The sequence below is a fragment of the Streptosporangium sp. NPDC050855 genome (assembly GCF_044456585.1).
Classification (GTDB): Bacteria; Actinomycetota; Actinomycetes; order Streptosporangiales; family Streptosporangiaceae; genus Streptosporangium; species Streptosporangium longisporum.
Genome location: NZ_JBITFY010000011.1, coordinates 195,015 through 215,704, shown reverse-complemented (window position 1 = coordinate 215,704; position 20,690 = coordinate 195,015). Strand labels below are relative to the sequence as shown.

At 73.9% G+C, this 20,690-nt stretch carries 17 protein-coding genes; 12 read left to right on the top strand and 5 right to left on the bottom strand.

The genetic code is table 11. The features are described 5' to 3' along the window. The first annotated feature begins 171 nt into the window (after positions 1-171). From ACIBCT_RS22990 to ACIBCT_RS22945, 10 genes are all read left to right on the top strand, one after another. Entirely contained in the window at positions 172-4,647 is a 4,476-nt protein-coding gene (locus ACIBCT_RS22990) for a ThuA domain-containing protein (RefSeq protein WP_399191633.1), read from the top strand. Between the two features lie 452 nt (positions 4,648-5,099). Beyond that, a complete protein-coding gene (locus ACIBCT_RS22985; RefSeq protein ID WP_399191631.1) occupies positions 5,100-6,257 on the top strand; it encodes an inositol-3-phosphate synthase in 1,158 nt (385 codons plus the stop codon). Beyond that, positions 6,257-7,141, top strand: a complete 885-nt coding sequence (locus tag ACIBCT_RS22980) for an SCO3242 family prenyltransferase (RefSeq protein WP_399191629.1) — start codon at positions 6,257-6,259, stop codon at positions 7,139-7,141. Before ACIBCT_RS22985 ends, ACIBCT_RS22980 begins: the two co-directional genes overlap by 1 nt. Continuing rightward, complete coding sequence (locus ACIBCT_RS22975; RefSeq protein ID WP_399191627.1) at positions 7,138-8,055, top strand: sugar phosphate isomerase/epimerase family protein; 918 nt, start codon at positions 7,138-7,140, stop codon at positions 8,053-8,055. The genes ACIBCT_RS22980 and ACIBCT_RS22975 overlap by 4 nt, the downstream gene beginning before the upstream one ends. Next, positions 8,052-8,774, top strand: coding sequence for an EboA domain-containing protein (locus tag ACIBCT_RS22970; RefSeq protein WP_399191625.1), 723 nt, complete (start codon positions 8,052-8,054; stop codon positions 8,772-8,774). The genes ACIBCT_RS22975 and ACIBCT_RS22970 overlap by 4 nt, the downstream gene beginning before the upstream one ends. Next, positions 8,774-9,628 carry a TatD family hydrolase gene (locus ACIBCT_RS22965; protein ID WP_399191623.1) on the top strand — a complete coding sequence of 285 codons (855 nt, stop codon included), beginning with the start codon at positions 8,774-8,776 and terminating at the stop codon, positions 9,626-9,628. The genes ACIBCT_RS22970 and ACIBCT_RS22965 overlap by 1 nt, the downstream gene beginning before the upstream one ends. Then, positions 9,628-10,755, top strand: coding sequence for a metabolite traffic protein EboE (gene eboE / locus ACIBCT_RS22960; RefSeq protein ID WP_399191621.1), 1,128 nt, complete (start codon positions 9,628-9,630; stop codon positions 10,753-10,755). The genes ACIBCT_RS22965 and eboE overlap by 1 nt, the downstream gene beginning before the upstream one ends. Beyond that, positions 10,752-12,128 carry a nucleotide pyrophosphatase/phosphodiesterase family protein gene (locus ACIBCT_RS22955; protein ID WP_399191619.1) on the top strand — a complete coding sequence of 459 codons (1,377 nt, stop codon included), beginning with the start codon at positions 10,752-10,754 and terminating at the stop codon, positions 12,126-12,128. Before eboE ends, ACIBCT_RS22955 begins: the two co-directional genes overlap by 4 nt. A gap of 76 nt (positions 12,129-12,204) precedes the next feature. Next, on the top strand, positions 12,205-12,690 hold the full coding sequence (locus ACIBCT_RS22950; protein WP_399191617.1) for a hypothetical protein: 486 nt from the start codon (positions 12,205-12,207) through the stop codon (positions 12,688-12,690). A gap of 162 nt (positions 12,691-12,852) precedes the next feature. Then, the gene (locus tag ACIBCT_RS22945; RefSeq protein WP_399191615.1) at positions 12,853-13,515 is read left to right on the top strand and encodes an O-methyltransferase; all 663 of its coding nucleotides are present in this window, start codon (positions 12,853-12,855) and stop codon (positions 13,513-13,515) included. Positions 13,516-13,577: 62 nt separating this feature from the next. Here ACIBCT_RS22945 and ACIBCT_RS22940 read toward each other — a convergent pair whose 3' ends face one another. The 4 genes from ACIBCT_RS22940 to ACIBCT_RS22925 form a co-directional block, all read right to left on the bottom strand. Then, positions 13,578-14,210 (bottom strand): hypothetical protein, encoded by a 633-nt coding sequence (locus ACIBCT_RS22940; RefSeq protein ID WP_399191613.1) that lies wholly within the window; start codon positions 14,208-14,210, stop codon positions 13,578-13,580. A gap of 3 nt (positions 14,211-14,213) precedes the next feature. After that, the gene (locus ACIBCT_RS22935) at positions 14,214-15,416 is read right to left on the bottom strand and encodes a hypothetical protein (protein WP_399191611.1); all 1,203 of its coding nucleotides are present in this window, start codon (positions 15,414-15,416) and stop codon (positions 14,214-14,216) included. Positions 15,417-15,460: 44 nt separating this feature from the next. Then, positions 15,461-15,826 (bottom strand): hypothetical protein, encoded by a 366-nt coding sequence (locus ACIBCT_RS22930; RefSeq protein ID WP_399191609.1) that lies wholly within the window; start codon positions 15,824-15,826, stop codon positions 15,461-15,463. An 88-nt stretch (positions 15,827-15,914) separates the two neighbouring features. After that, a complete protein-coding gene (locus tag ACIBCT_RS22925; RefSeq protein ID WP_399191607.1) occupies positions 15,915-17,582 on the bottom strand; it encodes a hypothetical protein in 1,668 nt (555 codons plus the stop codon). A 142-nt stretch (positions 17,583-17,724) separates the two neighbouring features. On the opposite strand from ACIBCT_RS22925, the gene ACIBCT_RS22920 reads away from it, so the two are divergent. Further along, positions 17,725-18,420: a response regulator transcription factor gene (locus ACIBCT_RS22920; protein ID WP_399191605.1), complete on the top strand. Its 696-nt coding sequence runs from the start codon at positions 17,725-17,727 to the stop codon at positions 18,418-18,420. Beyond that, positions 18,413-19,507 carry a sensor histidine kinase gene (locus tag ACIBCT_RS22915; protein ID WP_399191603.1) on the top strand — a complete coding sequence of 365 codons (1,095 nt, stop codon included), beginning with the start codon at positions 18,413-18,415 and terminating at the stop codon, positions 19,505-19,507. Before ACIBCT_RS22920 ends, ACIBCT_RS22915 begins: the two co-directional genes overlap by 8 nt. 82 nt (positions 19,508-19,589) lie before the next feature. Here the strand turns inward: ACIBCT_RS22915 and ACIBCT_RS22910 are convergent, their stop codons facing one another. Next, complete coding sequence (locus tag ACIBCT_RS22910) at positions 19,590-20,534, bottom strand: NADP-dependent oxidoreductase (protein ID WP_399191601.1); 945 nt, start codon at positions 20,532-20,534, stop codon at positions 19,590-19,592. Between the last annotated feature and the right edge of the window lie 156 nt (positions 20,535-20,690).

The following is a 20,690-nucleotide window of genomic DNA, read 5'->3' as shown; positions in this document are numbered from 1 at the left end:
TTCTTTGCTTTGCATGACATGTGATGGTTTCTGTCTGGCTAGCTATGTATTTGATGACCGGACTTTTATTGACAGTCGACATAAGTCCGATCTACCGTCGCGAAACATACGTGACATACGTCCCGTTCCGTGCCGGGACGTGTTGCTCCACCAACCGAAGGGATACCCGCCATGCCCCCCAGGCGGAGATCAACCCACCCTCGCCGGAGGATCGCGCAGCTCTGCGCCGTGATCCTGGCCTTCACCGGAGCGGCCGTGCTCAGCGCGCCCCTGCCCGCGCAGGCGGTCGCGGTGATCGACCCGGCCGACTACCAGCGGGTGGAACTGGCCAAGGGCGCCGCCGAGATGGGCGAGCCCATGACCATGGCCGTGCTGCCCGACCGCTCGGTGCTGCACACGGCGCGTGACGGCAACCTGCGCCGTACCAGCGCGACCGGAGCGACGACCGTCGTCGGCACGCTGCCCGTCTACACCCACGACGAGGAGGGTCTGCAGGGCGTCGCCGCCGACCCCGGGTTCGCCACGAACAGGACGATCTACCTGTACTACGCGCCGAAGCTGAGCACCCCGGCGGGTGACGCCCCGGCCACCGGCACCGACTGGACGGCGTGGAAGGGCGTCAACCGGCTGTCGCGCTTCACCGTCAAGGCCGACTGGACGCTCGATGTCGCGAGCGAGAGAACGGTGCTGGAGGTGGCGGCCGACCGCGGCATGTGCTGCCACGTCGGCGGCGACATGGACTTCGACGCCCAGGGCAACCTCTACCTGTCCACCGGCGACGACACCAACCCCTTCGACTCGGCCGGGTACGCGCCCATCGACGAGCGCACCGCCCGCAACCCCGTCTACGACGCCCAGCGCACCTCCGCCAACACCAACGACCTGCGCGGCAAGATCCTGCGCATCAAGGTGAACCCGGCCACCGGCGCCTACACCGTCCCCTCGGGCAACCTGTTCGCGCCCGGCACGGCGGGCACCCGGCCCGAGATCTACGCGATGGGCTTCCGCAACCCGTTCCGGCTCAGCGTCGACAAGGCCACCGGCGTCGTCTACGTCGGCGACTACGGCCCCGACGCGGGCAGCACCGACGCCGCCCGCGGGCCCAGCGGTCAGGTCGAGTTCAACCGGGTGACCGGGCCGGGCAACTACGGGTGGCCGTACTGCACCGGGACCAACACCCTGGCCGAGACCTACGGCGAGTACACCTTCCCCTCGGGCCCCGCGGGTGCGAAGTACGACTGTGCCGCCGGTGGCCCGGTCAACAACTCCTTCCGCAACACCGGCCTGTCGAAGCTGCCGCCCGCCAAGCCCGCCTGGATCAGGTACGGCGGCGACGCCGGTTCCCCGCCGGAGTTCGGCGGCGGCTCCGAGTCGCCCATGGGCGGGCCCGTCTACCGCTACGACGCCGCGCTGAACTCCACCGTCAAGTTCCCCCGGGAGCTCGACGGCCACTTCTTCGCCGGTGAGTTCGGCCGCAGGTGGATCAAGGCGATCGAGGTGGGCGCCGACGGCTCACGCGGCGCCATCGCGGGCTTCCCGTGGACCGGCACCCAGGTGATGGACCTGGCCTTCGGCCCCGACGGCGCGCTCTACGTGCTCGACTACGGCTCGGGCTACTTCGGCGGCGACGCCAACTCCGCGCTCTACCGCGTCGAGTACATCAAGGGCGTGAACCGCGCACCCGTCGCGGTGGCCAAGGCCGACAGGAGCTCGGGCAGGAGCCCGCTGACCGTCACCTTCTCCTCGGCCGGTTCCGCCGACCCCGACGGGCAGGCCATCACCTACTCCTGGGCCTTCGGCGACGGCACCACCTCCACCGCCGCCAACCCCGTCAAGACGTACACGGCCGACGGTGACTACACCGCCACGCTCACCGTGCGCGACCCCCAGGGCGCCACCGGCACCGCGAGCGTGCCCATCACGGTCGGCAACACCGCGCCCACCGTCGTCATCGAGAGGCCACGCCGGGGCCAGCTGTTCCAGTGGGGCGACACCGTGCCGTTCACCGTCAAGGTGACCGACCCCGAGGACGGCACCGTCGACTGCGCGAAGGTCAAGATGACCTACGTGCTGGGCCACGACACCCACGGCCACCAGATCACCTCCAAGAACGGCTGCTCGGGCGAGCTGACCATCCCGGCCGACGGGGAGCACGACGACGCGGCCAACATCTTCGCGGTCTTCGACGCCGAGTACACCGACCGGGGCGGCCTGACCACCCACACCCAGCACGTCCTGCAGCCCAGGAAGCGCCAGGCCGAGCACTACGCGACCATGTCCGGCGTCTCGCCCATCACCAAGACGGCCGCGCACGGCGGCAGGACCGTGGGCGACGTCCACAACGGCGACTGGATCTCCTTCAAGGGCTACGACCTGGCCGGGACCACGAGGATCGACGCGAGGGTCTCCTCGGCGGGCGCCGGAGGCTCCATCCAGGTCCGCGCGGGCTCGGCGACCGGCACCCTCCTGGGTACGGCGACCGTGGCGCCGACCGGCGGCTGGGAGACCTTCGTGAACGTCTCGGCACCGCTGGCCGGGGCACCGGCCGGGCCGACCGACCTCACGCTGGTCTTCACCGGCGGCGCGGGAGCGCTGTTCGACGTGGACGACTTCACCCTCACCGGAGGGGGCACCACCGGACCGGCCGCAGGGCGGATCACCGGCGCCGACGGCAGGTGCGTCGACGTCGCGGGCGGCCTGAGCACCGACGGCACCAAGGTGCAGCTGTACACCTGCAACGACACCGGTGCGCAGAACTGGGCCAGGGAGGGCTCCACCCTCAGGGCGCTCGGCAAGTGCATGGACGTCGCGGGCGGCGTCGCCACCGACGGCACCAGGGTGCAGATCTACACCTGCAACGGCACGGGCGCGCAGAACTGGGCCAGGGAGGGCTCCACCCTCAGGGCGCTCGGCAAGTGCCTCGACGGCACCGACGCCGCGCAGCTCGTCATCAGGGCCTGCAACGGAAGCGCCGCGCAGAACTGGACGCTGCCCGGCGGGACGGGCCCCGGCCCCGGCCCCGGCCCGGATCCCGGCCCCGGGACGGGCAGCGGGGACGTCCTCGTCTTCTCCCGTACGGTGGGCTTCAGGCACGACTCGATCCCCGCGGGCATCCAGGCCATCAGGGATCTGGGCTTCACCGTCACCGCCACCGAGGACCCGACGGCCTTCACCACGGCCAATCTGGCGAAGTACAAGGCCGTCGTCTTCCTCAGCACCACCGGGGACGTGCTCAACGCCGCCCAGCAGGCCGCCTTCGAGTCCTACATCAGGGCCGGCGGCGGCTACGCCGGCATCCACGCGGCCTCCGACACCGAGTACGACTGGCCCTGGTACGGCAACCTGGTCGGCGCCTGGTTCGCCTCCCACCCCGCGGTCCAGCAGGCCACCGTCAAGGTGCAGGACCGGGCCCACCCGTCCACCGCCCACCTCGGCCCCACCTGGACCCGTACCGACGAGTGGTACGACTACCGCACCAACGCCCGCACCGGAGCCCGCGTGCTGGCGACCCTGGACGAGTCCACCTACTCGGGCGGCGGCATGGGCGCCGACCACCCCATCGCCTGGTGCAAGGCGTTCGACGGAGGACGGTCCTTCTACACCGGCGGCGGGCACACCGCCGCCTCCTTCGCCGAGCCCGCGTTCCGGCAGCACCTGCTGGGCGGGATCGAGTACGCCACCGGCAAGGCCAAGGCCGACTGCCGCGCGGAGAACGGCTACACGCCGATCTACGACGGTTCGGTCACCGGCTGGGAGCAGGCCGGGCCGGGAAGCTTCGCCAACGCCGACGCCACCCTGACCTCGCAGGGCGGCATGGGCCTGTTCTGGTACAGGGCGAAGGAGTACCGCTCCTACTCGCTGAAGCTGGACTGGAGGATGGCCGGGGACGACAACTCCGGCGTCTTCATCGGCTTCCCCGCCTCCACCGACCCCAACTCGGCGGTCGCGAACGGCTATGAGATCCAGATCGACGCCACCGACACCGCCGACAGGACCACCGGTTCGGTCTACGGCTTCAAGTCCGCCGACGTGGCGGCCAGGGACGCCGCGCTCAACCCGCCGGGACGGTGGAACACCTACGAGCTGCTGGTCGAGGGGGAGAGGCTGCAGGTCTTCCTCAACGGCGTGAAGATCAACGACTTCACCAACACCGATCCGGCCCGCTCGCTCCGGCAGGGGCACGTGGGCATCCAGAACCACGGCGCCGGGGACGACGTCTCCTTCCGCAACATCAGGATCAAGGAGCTCGGTTCGGCCGGGGGTGACACGACCGTCCAGGCGGAGAACTGGTCGCAGGCCAGCGGCGTGCAGACCTATCCGCACACCCCCGCGCACGGCGGCACCGTGCTCGGCTACGTCAACCCCGGCGACTGGGCCGCCTACGACGGGGTGAACCTGACCGGCGTCACCGGCTTCCGGGCCAGGGTCGCCTCACCCACCCCGACCGGCGGTTTCCAGATCCGTACCGGCTCGCCCACCGGTCCGCTGCTCGGCAGCGTCACCGTGCCGGCGACCGCCGGGTGGGAGACCTACACCGACGTCTCCACCGCGCTCAGCGGGGTCCCCTCCGGCACCGCCCGGCTCTACCTGGTCTTCACCGGGGCGGACTTCGACGTGGACGACTTCACCCTCGTCCGCGCGCCGTAGGGGAGCGGGGCCGCGCGTCGCGGGAGCCGTGTCTGAAACATGAGGGCCCGTCCGCCGCCCGCAGCGGGTGGCGGACGGACCCTCACCCCGCTCCTGCGACGAGCCCCGGGCGGGCGCGAGGACCGGATCACCCGGATCACCCGGGCCGGGACGGGGTTTCTGGCCAGGCCTCCTGACCGGGCCTCCTTACGCCGCACCGCCCTGACTGAAAAATATGTTCCTGAAACATATATCCGTAATATCCACGCAAAGTACGATTCATTGCACAGGCGGGTCGAGCCTCCCGGCCCGGCCCGCCGCGGAGTCGTCTCCTCCGCCCAGCGACCACGTATGCCCGCCGTGACATCCCCCGGGCCGGACGGCCGGAACGGTGATGTCGACGGCACCGCCCGGCCCCGGCCGGGCGGACGAGAACCGTCATCCCCAGGAGCCGACTCACCACAGGAGGTCAGATGCGCACGGGAGTGTGGCTGGTAGGAGCCCGAGGCTCCGTCGCCGTCACGAGCGTGATCGGAGCGCTCGCGGTACGCGCCGGTCTCGCCCCGCCGACGGGTTGCGTCACGGAACTCCCCGAGTTCCGCGACGCCGGGCTGCCGGGTCTGGGAGACCTGGTCTTCGGCGGGCACGACATCGTCGCGACCCCGCTGGAGAAGAAGGCCGCCGCGCTGGCCGGGGCCGGGATCGTACCGGTCAGGCTGGTGCAGGCGCTGCACGACGAGCTCGCGCGGGTCGAGGAGGACCTCCGGCAGGTGCCGCTCACCGCGAACGCCGGGAACCAGGCCGCGGCCGCGGAGCTGATCGGCGCCGACATCACCGAGTTCCGGCTGCGGCACGGCCTGGAGCGGGTCGTCGTCGTCAACGTCTCGACCACCGAGCCGGCCCCCGCGCCCCACCCGGCCCACGCCGACCTGGAGCTGCTGGAGGCCGGGCTGGCGAGCTCGCGGGACCTGCTGCCGCCCAGCGCCCTGACCGCGTACGCCGCCTTCCGCGCGGGCTGCCCGTACGTGGACTTCACCCCCTCGACGGGCGCCAGGCTGCCCGCCCTGGACCGGCTCGCCGGCCTGCTGGGGCTGCCGTACGCGGGCCACGACGGCAAGACCGGCGAGACGCTCGTCAAGTCGGTGCTCGCCCCGATGTTCGCCCAGCGCAACCTGCGGGTCCGCACCTGGTCGGGGATGAACCTCCTGGGCGGGGGAGACGGCGCCAGCCTCGCCGACCCCGCCGCCAACGCCGCCAAGGCCGCCAGCAAGCAGCGGGTGCTGGGCGAGACGCTCGGCTACACCCCGCAGGGCGAGACCCGCATCGAGTACGTGGAGGACATCGGCGACTTCAAGACCGCCTGGGACCTCGTCACCTTCGAGGGCTTCCTGGGCACGCCCATGCGCATGGAGTTCACCTGGCACGGCTGCGACTCCGCCCTGGCCGCGCCCCTGGTGCTGGACCTGGCCAGGCTCACGGCGGCGGCGCACCGCCACGGCCGCACCGGGCCGCTGGGCGAGCTGGCCTTCTTCTTCAAGGACCCGCTCGGGCAGGTGCCGCACGCGCTGGCCGACCAGTGGGGGACGCTCCGCGCGTTCGCCGCCACCCTCGGCGGACGGGAACCGGCCTGATGACGTCGGTGCGCGACCTCGCGGAACTCGTGCGCGCCCCGGCCGCCCTGTCGGTACCCGGTGACGTCGCCGCCGGGGCCGCCGCGGGGCAGGTGCTCGGCGGACGCACCCTCGGCCTGGCCTGCTCCTCGGTCTGCCTGTACTGGGCGGGAATGGCCGCCAACGACTGGGCCGACCGCCACCTGGACGCGGTGGAACGCCCGGAGCGGCCCATCCCCTCCGGCCGCGTGTCGCCCGGCACCGCGCTCGGGATCGCCGCGGGACTCACCGCCGCCGGTCTGGCGGTGGCCGGGCTCTCCGGCGGTCGCCGGGCCCTGGCGGTCGCCGTCCCGCTCGCCGCCGCCGTCTGGTCCTACGACCTGATGGCCAAGAACACGGCGGCGGGACCGCCCGCGATGGCGCTCTGCCGCGGCCTCGACGTGCTGCTGGGCGCCACCCCGGGGCGGAGCCTCGCCAAGGCGCTGCCCCCGGCCCTCACCGTCGCCGCCCACACCTATCTGCTCACCGCGCTGTCGCGCGCCGAGGTCTCCGGCTCCGGCCGCGGCCTGCCCGCGGCGACCCTCGCCGGCACCGCCGCGCTCGCCGTGGCCACCGCCCTGGGACGGGGCGAGGCCGCGCACGGGCCGCGGGCCGCGCGGGTGGTGCGGGCCGTGCGGGCCGGGCTCACCGGCTGGTACGCCGCCGGGTTCGGCCTGTCCCAGGCCCGGGCGGTCGCCGAGCCGTCGGCCTCCCGGCTGAGGACCGCCGTCGGCACCGGCATCGTCGCGCTGCCCGCCCTGCAGGGCGCGCTCGTCGCCCGCGGCGGCGCCACCCGCGAGGGCCTCGCGGTCGCGGCGGCCGTCCCGCTGGGCCGGGCCCTGGCCAGGAAGGTGTCACCCACGTGAGCCCCGGCGGCACGAGCGCGAGCCCGGACGCGAGCCCGGACGGGGGTCCGGGCGGGGACCCGGGCGGGACCGGCGGGGGGACGAGGTTCGGCTACGGCACCAACGGGTTCGCCAACCACCGGCTGGCCGACGCGCTGCGGGTCATCGCCGACCTCGGCTACCAGGGGGTCGCCCTCACCCTCGACCACGACCACCTGGACCCGTACCGGGAGGGGCTGGCCCGCAGGGTCGCGGCCGTCTCCGACCTGCTGCGCGACCTCGGCCTCGGCGTGGTCGTCGAGACCGGCGCCCGCTACCTGCTGGATCCGTGGCACAAACACGCCCCCACGCTGCTGCACGACGAGCGGGAGGCGCGCCTGGACTTCCTGAGCCGGGCGGTGGCCGTGGGCGCCGACCTGGGAGCCGAGGCGGTGTCGTTCTGGGCGGGCGTCCGCCCGGAGACGGTCGGCGAGGCCACGGCCTGGGCCAGGCTCGTCGACGGCTGCGCCCGCGTCACCGAGAAGGCCGCCGCCGCCGGCGTGCCGCTGGGTTTCGAGCCCGAGCCCGGCATGCTCGTCGAGACGATCGCCGACTGGCGCAGGCTCCACGCCGACCTCGGCGAACCGGCCGGGTTCGGCATCACGCTGGACATCGGCCACTGCCGCTGCCTCGAACCCGACCCGGTCCCCGACTGCGTCAGGGCCGTCGCCCCCCACCTGGTCAACGTGCAGATCGACGACATGCGCCGCGGCGTGCACGAGCACCTGGAGTTCGGCGAGGGGGAGATCGACTTCCCTCCCGTGCTGCGCGCCCTGGCCGGATGCGGCTACCGGGGCCTGGTCGCGGTCGAACTGCCCCGCCACTCGCACGCCGCGCCGCAGGTGGCCGCCCGGTCCCTGGACTTCCTGCGCGCCGCCGAAGGGACGAACGCATGACCCCGCGACCCGCCCCCGGGACGGACGACCTGCTGGCGGCGCTCGGCCAGGAATGGCTGGCCGAGGCCCGGCGCGGCGTCGCCGCCGAGCCCGGGACCCTCGCGCGGCACTTCGCCTCCGCCGGGCGCCGCGCCGGACGGGCGCCGCTGCCGGGCGTGCCCGGCTGGAGGGCCGACGAGGCCGCCAGGGCCGTCCTGCTCGCCGCGCTCCCGCCGGACGCGGCGGCCGGGCAGGTCGCCGACCTGTACCGGTACGGCGACGCCGACGAGAAGCGCGCCGTGCTCAAGGCACTGCCGCTGCTGCCCGTCGGCGCCGAGGCGGTGCCGCTCCTGCACGACGCGATCCGCACCAACGACCCCCGCCTGGTGGCCGCGGCGCTCGGCCCGTACGCCCGTCACCTCGACCAGGCCGCCTGGCGGCAGGCGGTGCTCAAGTGCGTGTTCATGGGCGTGCCGCTGGCCGCCGTGGACCGGCTGGAGGAGCGCGCCGACGCCGAGCTGGCCGGGATGCTGGCCGCGTTCGCCGAGGAACGCGCCGCGGCCGGCCGGCACACCCCCGACGACGCGGCCGCACTGCTCGACCACCTGACCGGCGGGACGCCCGACCCCCCGACCGGTGATCCGGCCGACCCCCCGACCGGTGATCCGGCCGGTGACCCGACCGGCGATCCGGCCGGTGACCCGACCGGTGACCCGGCCGGCGAGAAGAAGGAGGCCTGATGCGGATCTTCGACCCGCACATCCACATGACGTCGCGCACCACCGACGACTACGCCAGGATGGCCGCCGCCGGGGTGCTCGCCGTCGTGGAACCCGCCTTCTGGCTGGGCCAGCCGCGCACCAACCCCGGTTCGTTCACCGACTACTTCGACTCGCTGATCGGCTGGGAGCCCTACCGCGCCGGCCAGTTCGGCATCCTGCACCACGCCACCATCGCGCTCAACCCCAAGGAGGCCGGGGACCCGCGCTGCCGGCCCGTGCTCGACCTGCTGCCCCGCTACCTGGACAAGGACCGGGTCGTCGCGGTCGGCGAGATCGGCTACGACTCGATGACCCCCGAGGAGGACGACGCCTTCGAGCGCCAGCTCGCGATGGCCGTCGACCACGGGCTGCCCGCGCTCGTGCACACCCCGCACCGCGACAAGGCCGCCGGCACCCGGCGCACCCTCGACGTCGTCGCCGCGTCCGGCATCGACCCCGGACGGGTCGCCGTCGACCACCTCAACGAGGTCACCGCCGGGATCGTGCACGACTCGGGCTGCTGGATGGGCTTCTCCATCTACCCCGAGACCAAGATGTCGCCGCCCCGCATGGTGGAGATCCTGCGCGAGCACGGCCTGGAGCGGGTGCTGGTCAACTCCGCGGCCGACTGGGGCGTGTCCGACCCGCTGCTCACCCTGGAGACCGGCAGGGCGATGCTGGAGGCCGGGTTCGGCGAGGACGACGTCGACCGGGTGCTGTGGCGCAACCCCGTGGAGTTCTACGGCCAGTCCGGGCGCCTGGACCTGTCCGAGGTCGCCGGGGCGGGGGAGCCCACGTTCGAGGGCAGCTCCATCAAGCGCGGAGGGTCGTGATGCGGCTGCGTCACCCCGGCGGGCGGACGCTGCACCTGAGCTACTGCACCAACGTGCACCCGGCCGAGGACCTCGGCGGCATCGTCGGGCAGCTCGACACGTACGCGGTGCCGATCCGCGCCCGCCTCGGCGCCGAGACGCTGGGGCTGGGGCTCTGGCTGGCCGCGCCCGTCGCCGCCGCGCTCGCCGCCGACCCCGCGCTGCTGGCCGGGTTCCGCCGCGAGCTGGACGCGCGGGAGCTGGAGGTCGTGACGCTCAACGGCTTCCCCTACCGCGCCTTCCAGGACCCGGTGGTCAAGCACGCGGTCTACCACCCCGACTGGACGACCCCCGAACGGCTCGCCTACACCCTCGACCTGGCGCGCGTCCTGGCCGCCCTGCTGCCCGACGACGCCGCCAGGGGATCGATCTCCACGCTCCCGCTCGCCTGGCGCACCCCCTGGGACCGGGACATGGCCGGCCTCGCCGGGCGCAGGCTCGACGAGCTCGCCACCGGGCTGGCCGCCGTCGAGTCCGACACCGGCCGCCTGATCCGGGTGGCGTTCGAACCCGAGCCCGGCTGCGTGGTGGAGACCACCGACCAGGCCGTGCGCGCCCTGTCCGGCGCCGACACCGGGCGGCTCGGCGTCTGCCTGGACCTCGCCCACCTGGCGTGCGCCTGGGAGAAGCCCGCCGACGCGCTGCGCCGGTACGCCGAGGCGGGCCTGCCCGTCGTCAAGGTGCAGGTCTCCGCCGCCCTGGAGAGCGACGACCCCGAGGCCCTGCGCGAGTACGCCGAGCCGCGCTTCCTGCACCAGACCCGCAACGCGGCCGGTGACGACGCCGACGACCTCGACGAGGCGTTCGAGCGGGGACTGCCCGGACCCTGGCGGGTCCACTACCACGTACCGCTGCACGTCGCACCGCAGGCGCCGCTCGCCACCACCGTGCCGGTGCTGCGCGAGGCCCTCGCGGAGCTGGTCGGCGGCCCCGAGCCGCTCTGCGACCACTTCGACGTGGAGACCTACACCTGGGGCGTGCTGCCACCGGCGCTGCGCCCGCAGACGCCCGGCCGGCTCGCCGCGGGCATCGCCGACGAGCTGGACTTCGCCCGTGCCGAGATGCGCGACCTGGGAGTGAGAGCATGACATCGTTGCTGGTCCTGGACGTGGTGGGCCTGACCCCGAGGCTGCTGGCGCACATGCCGAGACTGCGCGCCGTCGCCGACGGCGGCTTCCAGGCCGAGCTCGGCACCGTGCTGCCCGCCGTCACCTGCTCGGTCCAGTCGACCTTCCTCACCGGCGTCGAGCCCTCCGGGCACGGCGTCGTCGGCAACGGCTGGTACTTCCGCGAGCTCGGCGAGGTCCTCCTGTGGCGCCAGCACAACGCGCTGGTCGGCGGGGACAAGCTGTGGCACGCCGCCCGCCGCGAGCGGCCCGGTTTCACCGTGGCCAACGTCTGCTGGTGGTACGCCATGGGCGCCGACGTCGACTGGACGGTCACCCCCCGGCCCATCTACCGCGCCGACGGGCGCAAGGACCCCGACTGCTACACCTACCCGCCCGGCCTGCACGAGGAGCTCACCGCCACGCTGGGCCCCTTCCCCCTGTTCACCTACTGGGGCCCGGGGGCGGGCATCGCCTCGTCCACCTGGATCTGCCGCGCCACCGAGCAGATCATGAGGGACCACGACCCCGACCTGACCCTGGCGTACGTGCCGCACCTGGACTACGACCTGCAGCGGTTCGGCCCGTCCGACCCGCGCTCGGCCGCCGCGGCCTCCGAGCTCGACACCGTGCTGGCCCCCCTGCTGGACGCCGCCGCCGCGCGCGGGACCACCGTGGTGGCCCTGTCGGAGTACGGCATCACCGACGTCTCCCGCCCGGTCGACGTCAACCGGCTGCTGCGCACCGAGGGACTGCTGAAGGTCTACACCCAGGACGGCATGGAGTACCTCGACCCCTGGACCTCGCGCGCGTTCGCCGTCGCCGACCACCAGGTGGCCCACGTCTACGTCGCCGACCCGGCCGACGTCCCGGCCGTCGCCAAGCTCTGCGCCGGCCTGCCCGGGGTCGCCGAGGTGCTCGACGAGGAGGGCAAGGCCGGAAGCGGCCTCGCGCACCCCCGCGCCGGAGAGCTGGTCCTCGTCTCCGAGCCCGACGCCTGGTTCACCTACTACTACTGGCTCGACGACACCCGCGCCCCCGACTTCGCCAACCTGGTCGAGATCCACCGCAAGCCCGGCTACGACCCCGCCGAGCTGTTCTTCGACCCCGCGGCCCCCGGAGCCGCCAAGCGCCGCGCCGCCCTGGCGCTGCTGCGCAAGAAGACCGGCATGCGCTACACGATGAACGTCGTCGGCCTCGACGCGGGCGCCCGCGCCGTGCGGGGCTCGCACGGCCGCCTGCCCGACGGCCCCCTCGACGGGCCGGTGCTGCTCTGCTCCGACCCGTCCGCGGCCAGGGATCGGATCGCCGCCACCGAGGTCAAGGACCTGCTGCTCGGGTTGTCCCTGCGCTGACCGGGCCCGTGCCCCACCCCGGCCGGCCGGGGTGGGGCCGGTCGCCGGGGGCATCCGCGGCGGTCAGGAGGGGGAGGTGTCGCCGCCGGTCGTGACGGCCCTGCGGACGCAGTCGCGGAGCAGGGCGCGGCGCCGGTCGTGCACGTCCTCGGGTTCCCGGTCGTCGGCCGCGTACACGTTGCTGACCGGGGACCAGGCCGGGCAGGAGAACTTCTGCCACTCCTTCCCGACCCTGACCTACGGCGGCACCGACCGTGAGGACGGGTCGACCACCCTGGGCGGCTACTCCCGCGAGTACGTCGTGCGCGAGGCGTTCGCCTACCCGCTACCCTCCGGCCTCGACCCGGCCGCGGCCGCCCCGCTGCTGTGCGCCGGCGTCACCGTGTGGGAACCCCTGCGCTCCCTCGGCGTGGGTCCCGGCAGCCGCGTCGCCGTGGCCGGGCCCGGCGGTCTGGGCCGACAACGGCATCGCCACCGACGTCGAGGTGTTCCCCTCCTCGCAGGTGCACACGACACTCGACCGCCTCGGGCGCAACGACGTCCGCTACCGCTTCGTGCTTGACATGTCCGACCTGGACTGAGACGGAAGAGATCGCCGAGGCGCCCGGCAGCAGGCGGTCCGGCCGCCCCGGGAGGGAGCCCACGTGCGTGCTCCCGAGCCGTCCGTACCCCGGCCCCGTTGTGTAAGGTCGGCGCCAGGACCGACCCGGGGAGACGTCAGGCGATGTACGAGTCAACGGAGCAGTGGCGAGCGGTCGACGACTACTTCGTCGCCACGCTGGTCGGCGAGGACGCCGCTCTGGCACAGGCGCGGCGGTCCAGCCGTGACGCCGGTCTGCCCGACCACGAGGTGGCACCCAACCAGGGCGCCCTGCTGTCGCTGCTGGCCCGCATGTGCCGGGCACGCCGCGTCCTGGAGATCGGTACCCTGGGCGGTTACTCGACCATCTGGCTCGCTCGTGCCGCCGAGCACGTGACCACGCTGGAGGCCGACGCCGAGTACGCGCGGCTCGCCCGGCGCAACCTCGAACACGCCGGCGTCGCCGATCGGGTGGACGTGATCGTCGGCGCGGCGGCGGACGGCCTCGACGAGCTCATCGCCCGCCGGGCCGAACCGTACGACCTGGTGTTCATCGACGCCGACAAGCCGAACAACCCGCGCTACCTCGAGGCCTCGTTGCGCCTGACCCGTTCCGGCAGCGTGATCGTCGCGGACAACGTCGTCCGCGACGGAGCGGTCACCGATCCCGGCAGCACCGACGAGCGTGTCCGGGGGGTGCGCCGCTTCCTCGAACAGGTCGCCGCCGACCCGCGGCTGGACGCCACGGCCCTGCAGACCGTCGGGTCGAAGGGGTGGGACGGCTTCGCCCTGGCACTGGTCCGGTAGCCCGGCCCGGTGCCGTCCCGGCCCGGGCCGGGAGTCGTGCGGCCGCGTACGGCGAGCGCCCGTCAGACGCCCATCGCCTCCAGGCGGCGGGAAGGGCGGTGACGGCGCCAGGCGACGACCAGGAAGGCGGCCGGGACGACGACGGGCAGGGCGCAGACGGCCCAGCTCAGCGCCGGCGGCGGGCCGGGCTGGTCGAGGACCGTGATGTCGTCCAGGGTGCCCGTTCCCCGTCCCCGGGGGCCGTCGACGGTGAAGGTGAGGCTCCACGTCCCGGCCGTGGGCAGTGACTGGATGTCCAGGCCCCACACGTCCCGTTTGCGGGGATGGCGAGAGAGCGGAGCCGCCCCGCGCATCGTCCCTTCCATGCCGGGACCGGTCATGGCGAGGGTGCCGGACTTGCCGGCCAGTCCCCCCTCGGGGGCGAAGGTGAAGTCCAGCGACCGCATGGCGCGCAGCGGCCACGTGGAGAACCCCACGGTCAGCCGGTACGGGCCGGCCTGCACCCGCTCGGTGTGCACGACCTCGACCGGCGCGTACACCTGCTCGGGCTCCGCCCGCGCGTGCGCCAGGGCGGACGGGGCCCAGATCACGGCTCCCAGGACGCACACGGCGACGAGCAGGGCGCGGACGCGGCGCCTCGGCGCGGAACGCGCGGAGCGGACCGGCCGGGGCCGCGGATACGTGCGGACGTTCACGGGTCAGCGGCCTTCCTGGTCGGCGGCGGGGGCGTTGAGACGCAGCAGTACGGCGAAGCGGGCCGCGAGGTAACCGGCCAGGGCACCGCACACCAGCCCGAGGAGCACCGCGGCCGGCACCGCGGCCGGCACCGCGGTCGCCGACGTGGTGGCCCGGCCCATCGGCCCTCCACCGGCCCCGGGGCGGAGCATCGACGCCTGGACGAGCATGGACAGGCTCACCACCACGCCGCCGGCGGCGCCGGCCAGCTGCGGCAGCCGACGGGCCGACCAGCCCCGCCCGCGCCCCAGCCGGAGCAACCCCTCGATCACCAGGGCCGCGGCGAGCATGAACATCGGGATGCCGGCCGGGAGCTGGGGCGCCATGTCCGGGAGGTTGTCCCGCAGCGGCAGGCCGACGTGGTCCGCGTAGACCCTCGTGGCCCACGGCGAGAACGACCAGAGGAACAGCTGCAGGACGCCGAGGACGACCGCGATGGACAGGGCCACGCGCGGGCGACGCAGGGTGATCGCTCCCAGGAGCACGAAGCAGACGGCGAAGAAGACGGTGCCCGCGAGGCCGGGGTCGACGGGAAGGGGCAGCCTCCGGAAGGCGGACGTGATGATCGGGGTGAACGTCATCAGCACGGCGATGCCGGCGACGAGGCCGATCCGCCCCCAGAGCCGTGCTCGGGCGGCGGAGAAGACGATGACGCCGCCGACCATGGTCAGGCTGATGGAGACGAACAGGGCGACGTGCGGTGGGGAGTCCAGTACGGCGTCGAAACCGTACAGGGAGTGCCACCACAGGTCGAACAGGCCGTAGAGCAGGAACGACGCGGCGCCCGTCCCGGCGACGAGGTATCCCAGGGGCGCGGTGAACGTGCCGCCGAGAACCCGGACCGGGCCGCCGCCCGCGGCCGGGTCGGCGGGGCGCCCGGCCCGCTGGGCGAAGGTGGCGCGCAGCACCATCACCAGGCCGGCGATGCCGGCGACGGCGCTGCCGGAGTACAGGATCAGGTGGGGCAGGGTGAAGAAGGTGTCCGGGCCGACCTCGATGTGCCACTGCACGTCCCAGCCGAGGCCGGCCGTCGACAACAGCGTTCCGGCCAGCACGGTGTACGCGCCGGCCACATCGGCCACGCCGGCCACGCCGGCCACGCCGGCCGTACCGGACGGTGGCCGGCCGGACGGGGAGGGCCCGCCCGGACCGGCCGGCACGGACACGGGAACAGGATCCATCGGACATGCCTCTCTCGCGAAGGGGTGGGTCAGGGGGAGACCGTGAGCGGGAAGACGAGCCGCTCACGAGGGCCGTCGCCGTCCACGGTGACCAGGAACTCCCACCGGCCGGGCATCATCAGCGGAAGGCCGTCCACGTGGTGGACGTCGCCGGAGACGCGTACGGCGGGAAGTCCGGGTACCGCGTGGCCCGCCGTGGGCAGCACCGCGGAGACCGTGACGGCCGGTGGCGGCCGCACGGCCGCGTCGCGCGGTTCGAGCCGGACGTCGACCGCGGTGACCCCGGTGACGGAGCGGAGACCGTCAGGGTCACCACGTGCCGGGCCGTGCCGCCCGTGAGGGTCACCGCGCCCCGCGGGGCGGAGCCGGACGCGGGCCGCGTCCCGCCCGGCCACGGCTCCCGCAGGGCGTGAACCGACAGCGCGGTGAGCAGGATCGCCGCCACGATCGTCGCGGCCACCAGGATCCGCAGGCCGGAGAGGCTCACGGGGCCTGCTCCGCACCGGCGACGTGGAGCAGGTAGGGGACGGTCAGGATCGTGTCGTCACGCTGGGCCTGGATCCACACCCGGTAGTGGCCGGCGGCCGGGAAGGTGTGGACGAAGGTGATGTCGGGGCCGTAGGCGGCGACGGTCTCGTCGGCGACGCCGTCGGCGGAGGCCGGGCCGCTCATCAGGTGCTTCTGCGGGGAGGAGACGGAGGACGGTCCCGGCGGCGCGTGCGCCCCCGCGTGTGCCCCCGCGTGCGGTGTCCCCGGCGTCCCGCTCGCGTCGCGGGCACCGGCCGGCAGCGCGCCCATGGAGTGGGAATGGGCCCACAGCTGGGCCTTCTGCGTCTGTTCCCCCACCGTCCCCACCGCCGCCGCCGAGGGGGAGAGCGGGCCGACGACCACCAGGTGGCCGAGCATGCCGAGCCAGGGCTGCAGGGTCGCCGTGTCCCCCACGCGGGCGGTCAGGACGGTGGCCTCGCCCGCCACCGGCGGCGACACGGTCAGCCGCACCTCGACCCCGGCCACGGTCCGCACGCCGGTCCCCGCCCGCACCGGGGCGTCACCGGCCGTGGCCGGTGCGCCGGCGCCGGGACCGGGCACCGCGTCGATGCCGGTGGCGGAGCGCAGCTGCTGGACGCCGCCGCCACGGCGGGCGAACTCGGCGGAGACCGCGTAGTGGCCCGCCTCGGACAGCGACAGGGAGACCTCGAACACGCCCGGCCCGGTCCGTACGGGATGCAGGTGCCACAACCGTCCCGAGGGGCCGATGACCAGCAGGTGCATCAGCGCCCCGTCGTGGACGACGACGTCGTCCGCGGGCAGGCCGGTGGCGGCGTCCGACAGGGTCAGCCGCAGCTCGGCGACCTCGCCGGCTCGGTCCGTGGAGGACGACAGCAGCAGCGTGGCGGGCGGGCGCGAGTGGTCGCCGGCCGGCCGCCCGGCTGCGGCGGCGTAGGGATCGTCGACGCCGTCGATGGTGGCGTCCACCTGGCCGCCCTGGGACGGCGGCGGCGGCAGCCGAGGCGACAGGAGCGCGCCGGTGACCGCCACGGTCAGGCAGGCCACGAGCCCGCAGGCCGGCACCAGGGTCCACCGGCCGCGGCGCGCGCGTACGGCGACCAGGACGGTGACCAGGATGAGGGCTCCGGCGCCGGAGAAGCCCAGGTAGGCGGCGGTCTCCGCCGGAGAGGTGGCCTGCTTCGGGACGACGAAGGGGATCGTCGCGACCCTGTGCCCGTCGCCGAGCGACAGCTCCCACGGACCGGCCCGGGTGACGTCCAGCACGGCGGAGTGGGTCCGCGGCCGGTCGCCCAGGGTCACCACGGCGGTGTCCGCGACCGTGCCCGAGGCCGAGGCGGCGGAGGCGGACGCGGAGACCCCGGTGGGCGTCACCGCGAGGTCCAGGGTGCCTGCGGGCGTGCCCGTATGCGTGATCACGTCCACGTGGAGGGGGCCGGGCACCCCGGTGACCCGTCGCAGGACGACGGTCAGCTCCCGGTCCCCGAGCGTCTGGGCGACGTGCACGTCGCCGCCGTCGCCCGGGTCGGCCCCGGCCGGGGGGCTCGTGGCGACCGTCAGGGCGCAGGCGCTCAGCAGAACGGCGAGCGCGGCACGCAGACGCGGACGTGAGGCGGTGTCGTCCATGTCATCCATGTCGTCCATGGACACGGCAGAGGATCCGGCCGGTCGTCGTTCGCGCTGGTTCGCTGCGGTTCATGCCTCCAGCCAAGACGGCGCGGTGTTGCCGGCGCGTATGCGGTTTTCGATATGCCGGCGATACGGTCCGGCCGGTAACGTCGGGAGCATGCGGGTGCTGATCGTCGAGGACGAGCCCTATCTGGCGGAGGCCGTCCGCGACGGCCTGCGCCTGGAGGCGATCGCCGCCGACATCGCCGGTGACGGTGACAGCGCCCTGGAGCTGCTGAGCGTCAACGCCTACGACATCGCCGTCCTCGACCGCGACATCCCCGGCCCCTCCGGCGACGAGGTCGCCGCGCGCATCGTCGCCTCCGGCAGCGGCATGCCGATCCTCATGCTCACCGCCGCCGACCTGCTCGACGACAAGGCCTCCGGGTTCGAGCTCGGCGCCGACGACTACCTGACCAAGCCGTTCGCGCTGCGAGAGCTCGTGCTCCGTCTCAGAGCGCTCGACCGCAGGCGCGCCCACCACAGACCACCCGTACGGGAGATCGCGGGCCTGCGGCTGGACCCGTTCCGCCGCGAGGTCCACCGCGACGGCCGCTACGTCGCGCTCACCAGGAAACAGTTCGCCGTGCTCGAGGTCCTCGTCGCCGCCGAGGGCGGTGTCGTCAGCGCCGAGGAACTCCTGGCGCGGGCATGGGACGAGAACGCCGACCCGTTCACCAACGCCGTGCGCATCACGGTCTCGGCACTGCGCAAACGGCTCGGCGAACCCGGCATCATCGCCACCGTGGCCGGTGTCGGCTACCGCATCGACACGGCACCCGGCACCGGGCGGGAGGCGGGGGAGCGTGGATAGGGCGCCCGGGCCGAGCGTCCGCCTCAGGCTCACCCTCAGCTACGCCGGGTTCCTCATGCTCGCGGGCACCCTGCCGCTCGCCACCGCGCTGGTCTACGTCCTGCAGGGCCTGCCCGGCCGCGCGATCCACGCCAACGGCAGCTTCCTGATCGACCGCCCCCTCCTGCTGGGCTCGTTCGCCTCGGTCGCGGCCGTCGTGCTGGCGTTCCTGCTGGTGTGCGGTCTCGCGGGAGGGTGGATCCTCGCCGGCCGCATGCTCGCGCCCCTGACCCGCATCACCGAGGCCACCCGCGTGGCCACGAGCGGATCGCTCTCCCACCGGATCCGCCTGGAAGGCCGGAGGGACGAGTTCCGCGAGCTCGCCGACGCCTTCGACGCCATGCTCGCACGGCTCGAGGCGCACCTCGCCGAACAACGGAGGTTCGCGGCCAACGCCTCCCACGAACTGCGCACCCCGCTGGCGATCACACAGGCCCTTCTCGACGTGGCGCGCGACGATCCGGCGCGGGACCACGGCGAACTCGTCGGCCGCCTTCACGCCGTCAACGCCCGGGCGATCGACCTCACCGAGGCACTGCTCCTGCTCAGCCGCGCCGAGCAGGGGTCCTTCACCCCGGAGCCCGTCGACCTGTCCCTCCTCGCGGAGGAGGCCACCGAGACGCTGCTCCCGCTCGCCGGGAGACGCGGCGTCACCCTCCACGTCTCCGGTGACACCGCCCCGGCCGCCGGGTCGCGGGCGCTGCTGCTGCAGATGACGACGAACCTGGTGCACAACGCCGTCGTGCACAACCTGGCCGGACAGGGCACCGCGTGGGTCACGACCGGCGTCCGTCCCGGGGCCGTGGTGCTCACCGTCGAGAACACCGGCGAGAGACTCGCCCCGCGGTCGGTCGCGACGTTCACCGAACCGTTCCAGCGCGGCACCGGACGGGTCCGCGACGACCACGCGGGCGTCGGCCTCGGCCTGGCGATCGTCAGGAGCGTCGCGCACGTGCACGACGGAACCCTCACCGTCGTCCCGCGCCCCGCGGGCGGGCTCCGCGTCGTCGTCCGGCTGCCCGCCCCACCGGCACCTACGGCGGGATGACCGGGCCGGAGCCGAACGTCCTGTCCGCCGGCGGCTCCGGCTTCGCCTTCCGGGCGCTTCGCTGCATGGGGACGTGAGGGGGTCAGGCGGCCGGCGCGAGGACGACGACCTTGCCGGACACGGCGCCGGCCGCGGCTTCCGCGTGGAAGGCCGGGAGGTCCTCGAGCCGGACGCGGCGGCTGACGTCGATGTGAAGCTCGCCCCGGTCGACCGCCGCCACGAGGCCGGCGAGCTGCTCCGCGTCGCTGCGGACGTAGAGGTTGAGCCCGCGTACCTGGCGTGCCTCGTCGCTCGGGGCCTGCATCCACACCGTGGTGTTGACCACCGTCCCGCCGGACCGTACGAGGGCGACCTGGTCGGCGAGCTGTGAGGGCTCGATCGGTGCGAGGTTGAGCAGGAGGTCGACCGGCAGGGTCACCGCGTCCGTCACGTCGGTCGCGGTGTGGTCGAGGATCTCGTCGGCGCCCGCGGCCCGGACCCGGTCCGCGCTGCGCGGGCTGGCCGTGGCGATGACGTACGCGCCGGCGTTCTTCGCCAGCTGTACCGCGTAGGCGCCGACGGCGCCTCCGGCGCCGGTGACGAGGACGCGTTGCCCGGTGGTGAGCCGGCCGAGCTCGAACAGTGCCTGCCATGCGGTCAGGCCCACCAGCGGCAGGGCGGCCGCGTCGGCGAGCGGCACGTTCGAGGGCGCGGCCGCCAGGATCCCGGCGGGTGCGACGACGTACTCGGCGGCCGCGCCGTCGCCGATCATCGGGAGGAATCCGACGACCGGGTCGCCGACGGCCACCGTGTCGACGCCGTCACCGAGGGCGTCGACCGTTCCGGCGACGTCGATGCCGGGTGTGTGGGGAAGCGTCACCGGGAAGGGGCCCTGGAGGCCGCCGCCGCGGATGCCGGCGTCGACCGGGTTGAACGACGTGGCCGCGACCCGGATGCGAACCTCGCCGGTGCCGGGGACGGGGAGCGGCACGTCCTCGTAGCGCAGGACGCCGGCATCGCCGTACTCGTGGAATCGCACTGCCTTCATGGCGGGCTTCTTTCTTCGACGGAGCAGTTATGCTTCGGATTCGAAGCACTTTGGTGAGATGAAGCTAGCACTGCTTCGAACTCGAAGCAAACGCGGGTACGACGGGACCGGAAGGCGTCCCCCTCACTTCGACCCCCGGACTCGGTGTGTAACGCG

Coding starts and splice junctions, on each gene's coding strand:
- ACIBCT_RS22990 (WP_399191633.1), top strand. CDS start 172: ATGCCCCCCAGGCGGAGATCAACCCACCCTCGCCGGAGGATCGCGCAG.
- ACIBCT_RS22985 (WP_399191631.1), top strand. CDS start 5,100: ATGCGCACGGGAGTGTGGCTGGTAGGAGCCCGAGGCTCCGTCGCCGTC.
- ACIBCT_RS22980 (WP_399191629.1), top strand. CDS start 6,257: ATGACGTCGGTGCGCGACCTCGCGGAACTCGTGCGCGCCCCGGCCGCC.
- ACIBCT_RS22970 (WP_399191625.1), top strand. CDS start 8,052: ATGACCCCGCGACCCGCCCCCGGGACGGACGACCTGCTGGCGGCGCTC.
- ACIBCT_RS22965 (WP_399191623.1), top strand. CDS start 8,774: ATGCGGATCTTCGACCCGCACATCCACATGACGTCGCGCACCACCGAC.
- eboE (WP_399191621.1), top strand. CDS start 9,628: ATGCGGCTGCGTCACCCCGGCGGGCGGACGCTGCACCTGAGCTACTGC.
- ACIBCT_RS22955 (WP_399191619.1), top strand. CDS start 10,752: ATGACATCGTTGCTGGTCCTGGACGTGGTGGGCCTGACCCCGAGGCTG.
- ACIBCT_RS22945 (WP_399191615.1), top strand. CDS start 12,853: ATGTACGAGTCAACGGAGCAGTGGCGAGCGGTCGACGACTACTTCGTC.
- ACIBCT_RS22925 (WP_399191607.1), bottom strand. CDS start 17,582: ATGGACGACATGGATGACATGGACGACACCGCCTCACGTCCGCGTCTG.
- ACIBCT_RS22920 (WP_399191605.1), top strand. CDS start 17,725: ATGCGGGTGCTGATCGTCGAGGACGAGCCCTATCTGGCGGAGGCCGTC.
- ACIBCT_RS22910 (WP_399191601.1), bottom strand. CDS start 20,534: ATGAAGGCAGTGCGATTCCACGAGTACGGCGATGCCGGCGTCCTGCGC.